Source organism: Noviherbaspirillum sp., from assembly GCF_035254865.1.
GTDB lineage: Bacteria > Pseudomonadota > Gammaproteobacteria > Burkholderiales > Burkholderiaceae_D > Noviherbaspirillum.
Genome location: NZ_DATFAF010000062.1, coordinates 95,054 through 110,525 on the forward strand (window position 1 = coordinate 95,054; position 15,472 = coordinate 110,525).

Consider the following 15,472-nt stretch of genomic DNA (forward strand, 5'->3'; position numbering starts at 1 on the left):
GCGGACAGGTCGCACCTTTGTCACCGCTTGTCAAGGCGCCGTCATTTTCGCGGCACACAATGTGGCGAGACCGCATAGCTTAAAAGAACACAAACAATTTCATGACCATGATCTATTCCAGCCTGAACCATGTTCTGCGCGTTCCGCTTGCCGCGGAAGTGCATTCCCGCCCCTTTCTGAGCCTCGACGCGCCGGAGAGCCTGACGCATATGGCAGTCTATGCGCGCGATGACGCCAATCCGAATGTCTCCAACGCCGCGCGTCAGCACGTCTTGCTGTCCGCCTTATGCAAGCATTTCGGTGTCACGGCGCCCGGCGCCGATGCCAAGTACTTCTTTCACGACTTCGGTCGATTTCGTCTCAAGTGGGAGTGCCACACCGAATTCGCGACTTATACCTTCGCCGAGCGCCATGATGAAAGTCCGTCGCTTGCGGAAGCTTTTGAACGCGTGCCGCTGTTCCAAATTCCGCAGGAATGGCTGCTGGGCCTGCAAGGCAAGATCATGGTGGCTGCGCATGTCGTGCTGGACAAAACCCGAGGTTCGGCCGAAGCCTTCGCAAGCGGGCTGCGCCGCGTCTTCGAGGGCAATAATCTGGTTGGCAGCCAGGTCCTGCAAGGCGGCGAGATCTGGACCGATTTCCTGATCCAGTCGGACGGCTTCAGCCGCTTCGTGGTGCGCGACGTCGGCCTGCATGAACAGCAGGCCGGGCGCCTGGTGCAGCGTTTGCTGGAGATCGAAACCTACCGGATGATGGCATTGCTCGGCCTGCCGCATGCGCAGCGCGCGACACCTGTGCTGAACGCGATTGAAGGCGAACTGGCGACATTGACGGAAGCCATGGTCAATACGTCCAATGTTCCGCAGCTTTCGGATACCGACGATGAGCAGGCGCTGCTCGGCAACATCACCGGACTGGCGGCGCGGATCGAAAAGCTCTCGCTGAACAACAGCTATCGCTTCTCTGCTTCGCAGGCGTATTTCCGACTCGTCCATGCGCGTATCGAGGAGTTGCGCGAAACGCGCATCGAGGGATTTCCAACGGTAGAGGAGTTCATGGACCGGCGACTGACGCCGGCAATGAGCACGTGTGAGGCGACGGCACGCCGCCAGGAAGCGCTGGCCGAGCGGATCGCGCATACCAACGATTTGTTGCGCACACGCGTGGGCATCGTGCAGGAAAAGCAGAACCGGCAAATCCTGCAGTCGATGAATGCGCGCGCCGCCCAGCAACTGCGGCTGCAGCAGGCCGTGGAAGGTTTGTCGGTGGTGGCGATCTCGTACTATACGGCGGGCTTGTTCAGCTATATCGGCAAGGCGGCGAAGGCGGTGGGCTGGCCGGTCAATCCGGATGTGTCGACCGGGCTGCTGCTGCCGCTGATTGCAGCGGGCGTGTGGCTGGGCTTGCGCCGGATGCACAAGAGCATCCATGCGGCATAGATCGGTCTTAACTGAGCTCTAGGTTCGTTCGCGGAGAATGCGGGCGACGCCGCGGATTCTGCGTACGTTGCGCATCAGGCGGGCGAGATGGACGCGGTCCTCCACCTGGACCGTGAAGCGCAGCTGTTTCATCATTTGGTCACGGTCGTCGTCCATGCCGACGTAGGTGATGTTCGCATCCGATTCGCCGATTTCCGCCGCAACGCGCGCCAGTACGCCTTTTTCATTATCGACAAGCACCTTGATGCGGCAGTCGAAGCGGCGCGTCAGTTCCGTATCCCATACCAGTTCGATCCAGCGATCCGGCTCCTTCGCATGTTGGCGCTTGGCGACGTCGCAGTCGGTCGCATGCACGACGATGCCCTGGTCGCGCTTGAGCTGGCCGATGATGCTGTCGCCCGGAATCGGCTGGCAGCAGGCGGCCAATTGTACTGAAACGCCTTCGTTACCGTTGATCGCAACCGGATCGAGCTTGCCCGAGGATTTTTCGATCGCAGGCGGTTGCGGCGAATTGGGGTCGCTCTCCATCAGTCCGCGAATGTGGCGCGCAACCAGGGTCGCCATGCGCTTGCCGACGCCGATGTCGGCATAGAGTTCATCGAGCGATTTCGCGCTCGACTCGTTCCGCAGTTTTTCCAGCATCGTGTCCGGCAGTACCGGATCGATCTGCAGCGCCGTGAGCGCCTGGGCCAAGAGGCGCTTGCCGAGTTCGGTCGATTCGGCCAGGTTAATCGTGCGCAGATGATGCCGGATTGCGGAACGTGCCTTGCCGGTGCGAACGAACGTCAGCCAGTTGGGGTTGGGGCGCGAAGCGGGCGCCGTGATGATTTCCACGATGTCGCCGTTGCGCAATTCGGTGCGCAGCGCCGCCTGTTCATGATTGATGCGCGCGGCAATTGCCTGGTCGCCGATATCGGTGTGAATGGTGTAGGCGAAGTCCAGCACGGTCGCGCCGCGCGGCAAGGCAATGATTGTCGACTTCGGCGTAAACACGTAGACCGAATCCGGGAACAGGTCGACCTTCACATGCTCAAGGAATTCGGCCGAATCGCCTGTTTGCTTCTGGATATCGAGCAGCGATTGCAGCCATGCGTGCGTGCGTTGCTGCAGATCGGTCAGGCTGGCTTCCTCGTCCTTGTACAGCCAGTGCGCGGCGACGCCGGCTTCCGCGACGCGGTGCATTTCCTGAGTACGGATCTGGAATTCAACCGGTGTGCCGTACGGGCCGATCAAAGTCGTGTGCAGCGACTGATAGCCATTGAGTTTCGGAATGGCGATGTAATCCTTGAACTTGCCAGGCATTGGCTTGTACAGCGCGTGCAGCGTTCCCAGTGCGACATAGCAATTGGCGAAGCTGTCAACCACGATGCGGAAGCCGTAGACGTCGAGCACCTGGGAGAACGACAAGTGCTTGTTGCGCATCTTGCGGTAGATGCCGTACAGCGTCTTTTCCCGTCCGTACACTTGCGCCTGGATACCGGTCGCCACCAGCGTGTTCTTGACCGACTCCATGATCTTGCTGACCACTTCACGCCGGTTGCCGCGCGCGGCCTTGACCGCTTTCGACAGCGTTTTGTAGCGCAATGGGTACAGATGCGCGAATGCCAGGTCTTGCAGTTCGCGATAAATATTGTTCAGGCCGAGACGATGTGCGATCGGCACATAGACTTCCATCGTCTCGCGTGCGATGCGGCGCTTTTTCTCCGGGATCATGAAGCCGAGCGTGCGCATGTTGTGCAGGCGGTCGGCTAGCTTGACGAGGATGACGCGCACGTCGCGTGCCATGGCCAGCAGCATTTTGCGGAAGTTCTCCGCCTGGGCTTCGATCTGGCTCTGAAATTCGATCTTGTCCAGCTTGGACAGTCCGTCGACCAGTGTGGCGACCGGCGCGCCGAAGCGCTCGATCAATTCATCCTTCTTGACGTCCGTGTCTTCCATGACGTCGTGCAAGAGCGCGGCCATGATGGCCTGCGCGTCGAGCTTCCAGTCGGCACAGATTTCCGCGACGGCGATCGGATGCGAGATGTAGGGCTCGCCCGACTTGCGAATCTGACCCAGGTGGCGTTCATCCGAAAAGCGATACGCTTCCTTCACCTTCTTCATTTCCGAAGGCGTCAGATACTCGGCCAGCTTGTTGTTGAGATGGGTAACGGAAGCGACGCTTGCGTTCTGTCCCGCGTTGGGATCGGACTTCAAGGCTGGGTCGGCGTTCTTGGCGACCGGGCGATCGGGTGTCGCCCGGCTATTTGGAGCAGCTGATAGTGTTGAATCTGCAGGTGTCAGGTTCATACTTTAAGCATATCAGCCGCATGGCGTTTGGTGTGACTTAACTCGGGACTTTCTTCAGCATTTCGATCCCGACCTTGCCTGACGCGATTTCGCGCAAGGCGATGACCGTCGGTTTGTCCTTTGCGTCGACCTTGGGTGTGTGGCCTTGCAGCAGTTGACGGGCGCGGTAAGTCGCAGCGAGAGTCAGTTGGAAACGATTCGGAATTTGTTTGAGGCAATCTTCGATAGTGATGCGGGCCATGAATACTCCTAAAAATGCGGTATCAGCTCAAACTGGCATGAATGCCAAGCTGGGTGAACAGGGAAGCGTTGCGTGCAGCCTGTTGCGGGAACCGGCAACGGGTCGCTTTGACGATTGCGGTCAATTCGGACAAAGCGGTCGCAAACTCTTGATTAATAATAACATATTCGAACTCCGGAGCGTGCGCGATTTCGCCGCCCGCGGCCAGAATCCGGCGTGTAATCACATGCGGCTCGTCCTGTCCGCGCTTCTTCAAACGTTCTTCCAGCGCGGCGATCGACGGCGGCAGGATGAAGATGCCGACCGCATGCGGGAACTGCTTTTTCACCTGCTGAGCGCCTTGCCAGTCAATTTCGAGCAGAACGTCGGTCCCGGCCTTCATTTCTGCTTCGATCAGCAGCCGCGATGTTCCGTAATAGTTACCGTGGACTTCAGCGGATTCCAAAAATTCCCCGGCTTCGCGCCGTTTCAGAAAATCCTCGACCGTCGTGAAGTAGTACTCGCGGCCATGCTGCTCCGCCGGGCGCGGCGCGCGTGTCGTAAAGGAAATCGAGAGCTTGATCGTCGGTTCCTGCGCCAGCAGCGCGTTGACCAGGGTTGATTTGCCCGCGCCGGAGGGCGCGACCACCATGAACAGGCTTCCGGACGGGGGGGGCGATTCGGACATGAGATTCTCGGTCAAGGCTTACTCCAGATTCTGAACTTGTTCGCGCATCTGCTCGATCAACAGCTTCATTGCCATCGAGGCGTCGGACAGATCCTTGATTGCAGCCTTGGATCCAACCGTGTTGGCTTCGCGATTGAGCTCCTGCATCATGAAATCGAGACGCTTGCCGACCTGCCCGCCTTTCTTGAAGATCTGGCGGGTTTCGGTCAGATGCGCGGACAGGCGCGACAACTCTTCCGCCACGTCAATGCGAATGCCATACAGGGTTACTTCCTGACGAATACGTTCCAACGCGTCTTCCGAGGACACGCTTTGCGACGGGGTGGCGCCGTTCTGCGTGGCCAGGCCGAGCGCTTCCTTCATGCGTTCGGTCGCTTTCTGCTGGAATTGTGCGATCGCCTGGGGAATGAGCGGTGTGATGCGCTGCACGATGGCTTCCATGTCATCGATGCGAGTGAGCAGCATCGCTTGCAGCGCGGCGCCTTCGCGGGCACGGGTATCGACAAAAGCGTCGAGTGCTTCCGCCAGAACGGACTGGATATCGGCCTGCAGGGTTTCCTGGGTGATTTCCGGTTCTTCGATCACGCCGGGCCAGCGCAACAACTCATTGACCGACATGACCGGCGCGTTCGCAAAGACTTGGCGTACTTGATGTTGCATTTGCGACAATGTTGTCAACAGCGTCGCATTGAGGTTGAGCGCGCTTCCGGTGCCCGATTTGCGGCCGAAACTGAGGCGGCATTCGACTTTGCCGCGGTTGATCCGGCCCATGATGGCCTCGCGCAATGCCGGTTCGACGGCGCGCAACTCGTCATTGATACGAAATTGCAAATCCAGAAAGCGGGAATTGACGCTTTTCAGCTCCACGGTGAGGGTTCCGGCGGCAGTTTCGCGTGTGGCTACTGCGTATCCGGTCATGCTGCTAATAGTCAAAGTGCAGTCCTTTTGCTTTACAAATCACTGATTTCTCAAGACAATCAATCCGGAAAGAATGCTTATGGCATTCGCATGTACATATGGTAAGGACAAGATGGCTGCGCAAAACAATGCACCATTGCCGGACGGACTCGAAATTGCTGGATACCGCATTGTAAAGAAGATTGCGTCCGGCGGGTTCAGTATTGTCTATCTGGCTTACGACGAAGATGGCAACGCCGTCGCAATCAAGGAATATTTGCCCAGTTCGTTGGTATTGCGACAGCCAGGCGAGCTCGTCCCTGCGATTTCCTCGGAAAACCTGCCGGTTTTCCGCATCGGCCTGAAATGCTTCTTCGAGGAAGGCAGGGCGCTCGCGCGCATTTCCCACCCCAATGTGGTCAGCGTCATCAATTTCTTTCGCGCCAATGACACCGTGTACATGGTGATGGCCTATGAATCGGGACGTTCCTTGCAGGATCATATTCTGCGCCGGCGCGACAAGGGCGAGCGACCTTTGGTGTCGGAACGATTCATCCGCAAAATGTTCAATCAGGTGATGAACGGCCTGCGCGAAGTGCACGCAAACAAGCTGCTGCACCTGGATCTCAAGCCGGCAAACATCTATCTGCGCATGGACGGCACGCCCATCCTGCTCGATTTCGGTGCTGCGCGGCAGACCCTGAAAACCGACATGCCGAAGCTGTACCCGATGTACACGCCCGGCTTTGCGCCGCCCGAACTGTATGCCAAGAACGGCAGTCTCGGCCCCTGGACCGACATCTACAGCATCGGCGCATCGATGTTCGCCTGCATGGTCGGCGCGCCGCCGCAGCCGGCCGACCAGCGCAAGACCAACGACAAGATGGAGGATCACTTCCGCAAGCTCGAAGGCATGTATTCGCGTGAACTGATCCAGGTCATTCGCTGGGCGCTGCGCATCGAGCCGCTGGAGCGGCCGCAAAGCGTGTTCGCCTTGCAAAAGGCCTTGCGTGAGCCGGTGCCGGAGAAAAAGGAAGCGGACCTGATGGAGAAAATGAGCAGCAAGCTGCGCGGCCTGTTCAGCGGTCTCGGCAAGCATCCTCATGCCGGTACCACCACGATCCAAAACAACACACGCTAAGTCGACAAGCGCATGCGATTTTCTGTCTATCAAGAAAGCCATATCGGCGGCCGCAAGAACAACCAGGACCGCATGGGCTACTGTTTTACCCGCGATGCGCTGCTGCTGGTGCTGGCCGACGGCATGGGCGGCCATATTCAGGGCGAGATGGCCGCGACCATCGCCTTGCAGACCATCGGATCGCTGTTCCAGCAGAATGCCAATCCGTATGTAAAAAAACCGGAGAAGTTTCTCGAAGACAGTTTCTTTGCGGCACACCGCGAAATTCATCGCTATCGCGCGATCAACAACTTGCCTGAAACGCCGCGCACCACGATTGTTGCCTGCCTCATCCAGCACAACAATGCGTTCTGGGCGCATTGCGGCGATTCACGGCTGTACTGGATGCGACGCGGGCAGATTCTTGCGCGTACCCGCGATCATTCACGCATCGAAACCCTGATCGCGCAAGGCAAGGTCGATCCCTCCGAACGCGACACGCATCCGGAACGCAACAAGCTCTTCAACTGCTTGGGCGCGCCCAACATGCCCATCGTCGAACTGTCGCGCCGCGCGAGCCTGCAACCGGGCGATGTTCTGCTATTGTGCTCGGATGGCTTGTGGTCGGTACTGCCGGACCATGTGCTTGCAGAGAGCTTGGCCACCAATACCGTCGTGCGCGCGGTACCGGAATTGCTGGCGACCGCCACCGGCATCGCCGGCAAGAGCAGCGACAATGTCACCGCGCTGGCAATGATGTGGGAGGGCGCGACCACGCTGCAGGAATCGCCGAACACCATCATCACGCATACCCTGCCGATCGGCAGCGTTACCACAACCATCCAGGCGCCGCGCCACGCCGACCTGGAGGGCGCCGATGTCTTCAACGACATGGAAATCGAAAAAGCGATCGAAGAGATCCGTGGCGCCATCGAAAAGACTTCCCGCGTAACTTCCAAAAATTAAGGCATACCCATGTTGTTTGAAAACCGTCCGAGCGGACGCCCCGCCGATGCATTGCGTCCTGTCCGCCTGACCCGTCATTACACCAAGCACGCCGAAGGTTCCGTCCTGGTCGAGTTCGGCGACACCAAGGTGATCTGCACGGCAAGCATCGAAGAAAAAGTCCCGCCCTTCCTGAAAGGAAAAGGGCAGGGCTGGCTGACGGCGGAATACGGCATGCTGCCGCGCTCGACGCATTCGCGCATGGACCGCGAAGCCGCCAAAGGCAAGCAGTCCGGCCGCACGCAGGAAATTCAACGTCTGATCGGCCGCTCGCTGCGCGCCGCGTTCGACCTGGAAGCATTCGGCGAGCGTACGCTGCATCTGGATTGCGACGTGATCCAGGCCGATGGCGGCACGCGTACGGCGGCGATTACCGGCGCCATGGTGGCTGCGTACGATGCATTCAGCAAACTCGCGCAGAAGAATCTGATTACCGCGATTCCGTTGAAGCATTTCGTTGCGGCCATTTCGGTCGGTGTCTATCGCGGCATGCCGGTACTCGATCTCGATTACCTTGAAGATTCCGACTGCGATACCGACATGAATGTCGTGATGACCGATGCCGGCCATTTTGTCGAAGTGCAAGGCACGGCGGAAGGTGCGGCCTTCGACCGTGCAACGATGAACAGGCTGCTCGATCTCGCGCAGCAAGGTATCCTTGAGCTGATTTCACTACAGAAGACAAGCCTCGGGTTGCCTGCCTGATCATTGCCTACACGTTCAAGCCACGCGGCCCGGTGATCGACGGTCGCGTGTTTTCATTTTATGGTTCTCATGACGCAACGTCTCGTTCTCGCATCGAATAATGCCGGCAAGTTGAAGGAATTCGGTGAAATGCTCGCCCCGATCGGCTTTGAAGTGCATGCTCAAGGTGAATTCAACGTACCGGAGGCGGAAGAGCCGCATCCGACTTTTGTCGAAAATGCGCTTGCCAAGGCACGCCACGCCGCGCGCATCACCGGCCTGCCGTCCTTGGCGGATGACTCCGGCGTCTGCGCCAACGCGCTGGGCGGAGCGCCAGGCGTGTACTCCGCGCGCTACGCCGGCGAGCCGAAATCCGACGCGCGCAACAACCAGAAGCTGGTTGCGGACCTGGCCGCACATGCCGACAAGTCGGCCTATTATTACTGTGTACTGGTCTTCGTGCGCCATGCCGACGACCCGCAGCCCGTGATCGCCGAAGGGCGTTGGAATGGCGAGATTGTTGCGACGCCGCGCGGGCAAGGCGGCTTCGGTTACGACCCGCATTTCTTGCTGCCTGCACTCGGCAAGACCGCGGCCGAATTGTCGGCCGAGGAAAAGAATCGCTTGTCGCATCGAGGGCAGGCCCTGCGTGCATTGGTTGAGAAATTACGATGATTCCCATTAAGCCCGTTTCGTCGGGTGGCAAGACGGCGAGTACGCCGATTGAAACAGCAAACGCATTCCTGAAACCGGGCGCGCTGCATTTGACAGCGCTACCGCCGTTGTCGCTGTATGTGCATTTTCCCTGGTGCGTGCGGAAGTGCCCGTACTGTGATTTCAATTCACATGAAGCGAAAGGCGGGTTCCCCGAGGACGACTACCTTGCCGCGCTACGCGCCGACCTTGAACAGGCATTGCCGCTCATCTGGGGCCGCAAGATCTACACGATCTTCATCGGCGGTGGCACGCCCAGCCTGATGTCCGCGGCCGGCCTCGACAAGCTGCTCGCCGACATCCGCACGCTGCTGCCGCTCGACGGCGCGGCGGAAATCACGATGGAGGCCAATCCCGGCACCTTCGAGGCGGACAAGTTCAAGTCCTACCGCGACAGCGGCGTCAATCGCCTGTCGATCGGCATCCAGAGTTTCAACGCACGGCATCTGCAGGCGCTTGGCCGCATCCACGATGACAAGGAAGCCCGCAAGGCGATCGACATCGCGCAGGCGAATTTCGACAACTTCAATCTCGACCTGATGTATGCGCTGCCTTCGCAGACGCTGGAAGAGGCGCGCAGGGATGTGACGACGGCAATCGGTTTCGCTCCGCCGCACTTGTCGCTGTACCACTTGACGCTCGAGCCGAATACCTACTTCGCGAAGTATCCGCCGGTGGTGCCGGACGACGATGCCAGCGCCGAAATGCAGGACATGATTCAGGAACTGACCGGCGACGCCGGCTATCAGCACTACGAGGTTTCGGCTTATGCGCAGCCCAACCGGCAGGCACGCCACAATCTGAACTACTGGCAGTTTGGCGACTATCTCGGCATCGGTGCAGGGGCGCATTCCAAGATTTCATTCCCGCATCGGATCGTGCGGCAGATGCGTTACAAGCAGCCGAAATCCTACATGGAACAAGTGCAAGCCGGCCGGCCGGTGCAGGAAGAATTCGAAGTCGGCAGGAACGAGCTCGGCTTTGAGTTCATGCTCAATGCCCTGCGGCTGAATAACGGGTTTGAAACCCATCTGTTCGCGGAGCGCACCGGATTGACGATCAATGCGATTGAAAAAGCGCTCAACGCGGCTGAAGCCAAGGGGCTGCTGTACCGCGACCACAAGATCATCAAGCCGACCGAACTCGGACAGCGCTTCCTGAACGACCTGCAACAGTTGTTTCTGAATTAATTGCTATCGGCGTCAGAGAAATCGCGCGCGACTTAGGTATGACGCGCACTGCACAAAAATTGGCAGAGGACGAACGCTCTCGCATTCGAAGGTCGTACCGCCGCCACTTGTGTGATGGCTCCCATGACCGGAGGCGCGGCCGAGCGGTTTACGGCACTGATCCTGAAGGTCGCTCCCATTCCTGGAGCTCTTGATTCCATGCGGGCTCGAAGGGAGGAGCCTCCGTAGCAGGCGGATCATCTCCGCAACCAGGCATGGATAAAGTTTAGGAGACTTGGGTGAGTGGTTTAGCCGGCAGTCTTGAAAACTGCCGATGGGAAACCGTCCGTGAAATATGAGAAGCAATAAATTGGGTGAACTAATCCGAAGTTGCATGAGCTTGCAATTAATACGGAGGGTGTGAGATTCGAACTCACGGAGGACTCGCATCCTCGCCGGTTTTCAAGACCGGTGCCTTAAACCACTCGGCCAACCCTCCAACTTATAATTGTAGCCGAAAATTGTTCTTAGCTAGAAGCTATCCGCGCAAAGCCGGACTTCCCGTTTAGAAGCTGCTGATGGAGTACGCAATGCATTCTCGAATGCGGTTCTCTCACCTGCAAAGACAACCTGCGCAACTCCTCGTGCTAGGGCAGTACCTGCGCTGGAACACAGAACAGCACGAAGTCTCGTCTCATATACGCGGAGTATCACAAGGCGGGTATGGCGGGAAATTCGTCGAGGCACCAAATACTTCGCCGTCATCTATTTGATAGGGAAATGAATGCAGATATTCGTTACTGTCTCGTCGAAAAATCGAGGGCATGTCGAAGCGCTATTCGAACAATGCTTCACTTCGTGCGTAGTCTGCATTTGCTGTATCCGCATGCAGAAGGCGCCTGAGGTCGAACGAGGGGTAACGGGGAAAGCGTTTGGTTCCGCCGGCGTGCACTTGACGATATACCTGCTGTTCAGAGAAAGCATGGAGTGAAATCCGGGTCAGATCAAATCTCTCGCGTAGCGGCCTAGATACACGAGACGAACTGCGTGCCGCCAGTTTCCTGCACTGCTTCCATTACTCGTTCCAATCGTTGGCGTACCTCACTTGCCAACCCCGCGATTTCCAGTGAGTCGACCAGCTTCAACACGGCATCTGCATCCATGAATTCGACGTGTACTCGATCAGTGTCGTCTTGACGTACAACTACGTTACAAGGAAGAAGCAAGCCGATGGACGGGACGATTTTGATGGCCAGGTCAGCTAGTGGAGGATTGCATGCGCCCAGGATGCGATAGGGAGGAATGTCTTTATTAAGCTTCTTCTTTAACGCTGCAGCCACATCGATGTCGCTCAAAATACCGAATCCTTCCTCTTGAAGTGCCTTTGTCACCTTGTCGATTGCATCTGAGAATGAATTGTCGACCGTTTTTTCCGAAACCGTATCTAGTCGCCATCGCGGGTTCTCGATAATTTCGAAAATTGAAAAGGAATCCGCAGTCCCGCCCGGCAACCAGGCTGGAATGGTATGGAGAGGATGGCAATAAAGGACACCGGCATGCAAGTCGCCCTCACGACCACAGCCATCTTTTGGGTGAACGCACGAAGCTCGGGATGAATCATTGTTTCTTTCCTGATGGCGCCTAAGCAAATATCTTGAGGAAATCGCTGGCCAGATAATTGAGAAGGCGTTGGAGTGTGCGATACCAGAATTCCTGCGCAGGCCAATAGAAGTGGCAGCGCGGATTCCGCTAGAGCAAATTGTTGGATGTCGTGCCTGAAGGGGGGGGCTGCCCATCGTGTTATTTCGTGAATCTATTTTGTTATTTTTGTGACGTGCAGTAGAGTTCGCTACATGAATGTAAATACAAGGGCATGGCTACATCAAGCGGTTCATCGACCGCGAGTCGAAGTTCCTCTGGCTTGACAGTCCGGCCCATTGCCCACCGGATGCATTGGGCTTCGATTTCGACGGCGCGGCATTCACCCACGTCGGCGGCAAAGTCACATTCGAGGTGCTACTTGAGAGCTTCGACCTGGAGAAAGACCGTGGCTTGTCGCAAATCGCGGCGCTCGTCCATTTCCTTGATGTCGGTGGTGCCGCGCACCCGGAAGCCACCGGGTGCGAAGCCATTCTGGCAGGAACGCGGGAACGCTTACGGGACGACGATGAACTTCTTAGGGAGTTCAGTCATGTCCTGGATTCACTCCACCGCCATTACCGTAAGGAGCCGGCAACATGACTGATATTCATCAGCCTCCCCATTACAGCCTTTGGCAGATGGTGCTGTACATGCTGCGTCTCGGTGCGATGGGTTTTGGAGGCCCGGTAGCTCTGGTTGGCTACATGCATCGCGACCTGGTGGAAGACAGGAAGTGGATTACCGAAAGCGACTATAAGGAGGGGCTGGCGCTGGCTCAGATGGCGCCCGGCCCGCTAGCCGCGCAGCTCGGCATTTATCTCGGTTTCGTTCACTATCGCGTCCTCGGTGCGACGCTTGCAGGTCTCGCATTTGTATTGCCGTCATTCCTGATGGTGGTGGCGCTCGGCTGGGCCTATGCCCGGTTCGGTGGGCTGTCGTGGATGCAGGCAGTGTTTTATGGGGTCGGGGCGGCGGTCATCGGCATTATCGCGATGAGCGCGAAGAAGCTGACGCAGAAAAGTATTGGCAAGGATAAGCAGCTCTGGGCGATTTACCTGTTGCTGCTAGCTGTCACGGTTGTGACCGAGTCGGAAGTGGCCTGGCTGTTCATCGCGTCTGGCGTCGCCATATGGTTGCTGCGCGCTCCGCCGAAATGGTTGACAGGTGGCGACGTCCATGCCGCGGTGTTGGTGCAAACACCGATGACAGGTGCGTGGTTCGGGTCGATGGACGCGTCCTTGCTGACACAAATCGGACTGTTCTTCGGCAAGGCCGGCGCATTCGTCTTCGGCTCGGGGCTGGCCATTGTGCCGTTCCTGTATGGCGGGGTCGTGCAGCAGCACCACTGGCTCAATGAGAAACAATTCGTCGACGCTGTGGCGGTTGCGATGATTACTCCTGGGCCGGTGGTCATTACCGTCGGATTCATTGGCTACCTGATTGCTGGTCTTAATGGAGCCATCGTTGCAGCCTTGGCGACGTTTGTTCCCTGCTATTTGTTTACCATCATCCCGGCACCGTATTTCAAAAAATACGGCAAGTTGCCTGGGGTGGTGGCGTTTGTCGATGGTATAACCGCGGCTGCAATCGGTGCCATCACCGGCTCCGTCATAGTGCTAGCGCGACGTTCAATCGTCGACATCCCGACAGCCGTCATCGCGGTCGTCGTAGTGATTTTGCTGTGGCGCTTCAAAAAACTCCAAGAACCAGTGGTCATCGCGGCTTCGGCAGTTGCCGGATTAGTTCTGTATCCGGTCATGCACTCATGAAGAGACTCCGCCATGTTGAAACGTATAGCAATTTCCGCCGCCCTCGCCGCAGCAATCAGTGCTCCGGCGCCAGTATTGGATACTGCGCACATTGAAACAGGACGTCGGCATAAAAGGTAACTGCACCGTCTGAGGATACAGACAAATAGAACGGTGCAAGCGATTGACAAATCGTCGCACGGTCTTGGGTGACGTCGATGACTTGACGTTCCGGTCAACCGCCTGGGCAATCCGTTGCCCACTGGCTTGGCGTTCAATTGGGACGATATTGCGCTTGAATTCAGCCGTGCCGGCAGAATCGTTTGCAAACTTCATGGGCATCAAGTCCACCTCGCCGAAAACACGCTTGCCACCAATATGAATTCGCCATACATCTGCCTTTCGCTCAGTGGTTCCGCCTTGGTGAGTAGCGGCACTCTGCACGCAAGATATTGAGCTACAGAGGACTATCGCCTCAACGTACATCGCACGATTTCTTTGTGCTTGCGTTCATGGTGTCTGCATTCCTTTCCATGACACGTCAGGGAAGGAAGAAGTTGAGCGTCGGCGCAAATCAGAATCCAAGTTCCTTGCCAGCCCCAAGCAATGTAGCAACGCCAAGCAGAGCAAAGATGCCGGCGGCAATCGAGTGAACCAATTTCATTGGAATCTTGGACGCCAGCTTATCGCCAACGAATACAGCCGGCACGTCCGCGATGAGCATGCCGAGGGTGGTGCCGGCTACGACGAGCAGCGGATTCGAGTAATGGGCAGCCATCGCAACCGTTGCAATCTGGGTTTTGTCGCCCATTTCCGCGAGAAAAAAAGTGACAAGGGTGGCTCCGAAGACACCCAACTTTTTGGCGACCTGAGTTTCTTCTTCCTCGATTTTGTCCGGGATGAGCGTCCAAATGGCCATGCCGATGAAGGAAGCGCCAAGAATCCAGCGCAAAACTTCAGGACGGAGTGCCGCGGTAATCCACGCACCAAGGACGCCAGCGAGACCATGATTGACCAGCGTCGCGCACAGGATGCCGGCCACGATGGGAAGAGGCTTTTTGAAGCGGGCCGCAAGGATGAACGCGAGGAGCTGGGTCTTGTCGCCGATTTCTGCCAAGGCAACAACACCTGTTGAGATGAGGAGTGCTTCCATAGAATATCCCGAGCCGGTTCATAGACGATTGACCACAACGCGTCCCCGGCCAGTGTGGAGGCGAAGTGGTCAAAGGTCTTGCCAAGTCTGGAAACCGCTTGCGCCATGGCCGGTGGGCCAAGTATGTTGACGCAGGCCCCTTCAGAAGGTGAAGGGCGGCTACTCCCCAATGACGGCGCCGATTATACAGGCAATTTAAATACGCATCTATTGGGACTAAAGCAGTATCAATGATTGCCTTCTTCCTTTGGATAAGCTGTTCCAACGGGACATCAACAAATGTCCTGACCATTGCAGAAAGATAGTTCCGGCTCGGACGTCTTTCTCGACGATGAAGCATGGCTGAAAGATGAGGCTGCTTGCTCCAGGCTCTCGAGCGGCCAGCCGGATTCCGGCAGTTTGCCAATTCCGATAGCATTGTCGTAGCTATCATCGACAAGGTCGACCTTGCGGCCGTTGAGGAACCCGCGCGGCTCAGTCGTCATGGACGGCATGCCCGGCCTGCTCGACGTCTGTAATGATTTGGGCACTGCACAGACTGTCATTACACCGGACGGCATTCTCCTAGAGGGTGTTATGAACCTTGACCCAGCATGGCAGCGGCCTTACTGAGCATGAGACATGCGAAGGCGACGAAATGAAGTCCTGCCAGCGTGTCGGCAAGCCGCTCATAGTCGCGCGCCAGGCGGCGAAAGCGAGCCGCCC

Annotated in this window: 14 protein-coding genes, 1 tRNA gene, 2 pseudogenes and 1 riboswitch; of the genes and pseudogenes, 8 read left to right on the plus strand and 9 right to left on the minus strand. The window is 57.5% G+C overall.

The window, feature by feature from the left end:
* Window positions 1-101: 101 nt before the first annotated feature.
* Window positions 102-1,439, plus strand: coding sequence for a DUF3422 domain-containing protein (locus tag VJ651_RS15280; protein WP_324108274.1), 1,338 nt, complete (start codon window positions 102-104; stop codon window positions 1,437-1,439).
* 18 nt (window positions 1,440-1,457) lie between these two features.
* Here VJ651_RS15280 and VJ651_RS15285 read toward each other — a convergent pair whose 3' ends face one another.
* From VJ651_RS15285 to VJ651_RS15300, 4 genes are read right to left on the minus strand one after another with little or no spacing between them, the layout of a single operon-like run.
* Entirely contained in the window at window positions 1,458-3,728 is a 2,271-nt protein-coding gene (locus tag VJ651_RS15285; RefSeq protein ID WP_324108275.1) for a bifunctional (p)ppGpp synthetase/guanosine-3',5'-bis(diphosphate) 3'-pyrophosphohydrolase, read from the minus strand.
* Window positions 3,729-3,765: 37 nt separating this feature from the next.
* Window positions 3,766-3,969, minus strand: coding sequence for a DNA-directed RNA polymerase subunit omega (gene rpoZ, locus VJ651_RS15290; RefSeq protein ID WP_324108276.1), 204 nt, complete (start codon window positions 3,967-3,969; stop codon window positions 3,766-3,768).
* Window positions 3,970-3,991: 22 nt separating this feature from the next.
* Entirely contained in the window at window positions 3,992-4,636 is a 645-nt protein-coding gene (gene gmk / locus VJ651_RS15295; RefSeq protein WP_324108289.1) for a guanylate kinase, read from the minus strand.
* Window positions 4,637-4,654: 18 nt separating this feature from the next.
* On the minus strand, window positions 4,655-5,569 hold the full coding sequence (locus VJ651_RS15300) for a YicC/YloC family endoribonuclease (protein ID WP_324108277.1): 915 nt from the start codon (window positions 5,567-5,569) through the stop codon (window positions 4,655-4,657).
* Window positions 5,570-5,666: 97 nt separating this feature from the next.
* Here VJ651_RS15300 and VJ651_RS15305 point away from each other — a divergent pair, with 97 nt between their 5' ends.
* From VJ651_RS15305 to hemW, 5 genes are all read left to right on the plus strand, one after another.
* The gene (locus VJ651_RS15305; protein WP_324108278.1) at window positions 5,667-6,674 is read left to right on the plus strand and encodes a serine/threonine-protein kinase; all 1,008 of its coding nucleotides are present in this window, start codon (window positions 5,667-5,669) and stop codon (window positions 6,672-6,674) included.
* Window positions 6,675-6,686: 12 nt separating this feature from the next.
* Window positions 6,687-7,619: a PP2C family serine/threonine-protein phosphatase gene (locus VJ651_RS15310; protein ID WP_324108279.1), complete on the plus strand. Its 933-nt coding sequence runs from the start codon at window positions 6,687-6,689 to the stop codon at window positions 7,617-7,619.
* Window positions 7,620-7,628: 9 nt separating this feature from the next.
* Window positions 7,629-8,363: a ribonuclease PH gene (gene rph, locus VJ651_RS15315; protein ID WP_292934541.1), complete on the plus strand. Its 735-nt coding sequence runs from the start codon at window positions 7,629-7,631 to the stop codon at window positions 8,361-8,363.
* Window positions 8,364-8,432: 69 nt separating this feature from the next.
* Window positions 8,433-9,017, plus strand: coding sequence for an RdgB/HAM1 family non-canonical purine NTP pyrophosphatase (gene rdgB, locus VJ651_RS15320; RefSeq protein WP_324108280.1), 585 nt, complete (start codon window positions 8,433-8,435; stop codon window positions 9,015-9,017).
* Window positions 9,014-10,246 (plus strand): radical SAM family heme chaperone HemW, encoded by a 1,233-nt coding sequence (gene hemW / locus VJ651_RS15325; protein WP_324108281.1) that lies wholly within the window; start codon window positions 9,014-9,016, stop codon window positions 10,244-10,246. The genes rdgB and hemW overlap by 4 nt, the downstream gene beginning before the upstream one ends.
* Window positions 10,247-10,637: 391 nt before the next feature.
* Here hemW and VJ651_RS15330 read toward each other — a convergent pair.
* Window positions 10,638-10,724 (minus strand) — tRNA-Ser (locus VJ651_RS15330).
* Window positions 10,725-11,250: 526 nt separating this feature from the next.
* A complete protein-coding gene (locus tag VJ651_RS15335; protein ID WP_324108282.1) occupies window positions 11,251-12,021 on the minus strand; it encodes a DUF302 domain-containing protein in 771 nt (256 codons plus the stop codon).
* A gap of 85 nt (window positions 12,022-12,106) precedes the next feature.
* Here VJ651_RS15335 and VJ651_RS15340 point away from each other — a divergent pair.
* Together VJ651_RS15340 and VJ651_RS15345 are read left to right on the plus strand one after the other, a co-directional pair.
* Window positions 12,107-12,466 (plus strand): annotated as a pseudogene (locus tag VJ651_RS15340) (chromate resistance protein ChrB domain-containing protein); the annotation flags it as partial.
* A complete protein-coding gene (locus tag VJ651_RS15345) occupies window positions 12,463-13,635 on the plus strand; it encodes a chromate transporter (protein ID WP_324108283.1) in 1,173 nt (390 codons plus the stop codon). The pseudogene VJ651_RS15340 and the gene VJ651_RS15345, both read left to right, overlap by 4 nt.
* A 553-nt stretch (window positions 13,636-14,188) precedes the next feature.
* On the opposite strand, the gene VJ651_RS15350 is transcribed toward VJ651_RS15345, so the two are convergent.
* The 3 genes and pseudogenes from VJ651_RS15350 to VJ651_RS15360 form a co-directional block, all read right to left on the minus strand.
* Window positions 14,189-14,767 (minus strand): TMEM165/GDT1 family protein, encoded by a 579-nt coding sequence (locus tag VJ651_RS15350; RefSeq protein ID WP_324108284.1) that lies wholly within the window; start codon window positions 14,765-14,767, stop codon window positions 14,189-14,191.
* A gap of 1 nt (window position 14,768) precedes the next feature.
* Window positions 14,769-14,949: riboswitch (yybP-ykoY riboswitch) on the minus strand.
* A gap of 90 nt (window positions 14,950-15,039) precedes the next feature.
* Complete coding sequence (locus VJ651_RS15355; RefSeq protein WP_324108285.1) at window positions 15,040-15,261, minus strand: hypothetical protein; 222 nt, start codon at window positions 15,259-15,261, stop codon at window positions 15,040-15,042.
* Window positions 15,262-15,341: 80 nt separating this feature from the next.
* Window positions 15,342-15,472: pseudogene (locus VJ651_RS15360) on the minus strand (IS5/IS1182 family transposase); the annotation flags it as partial.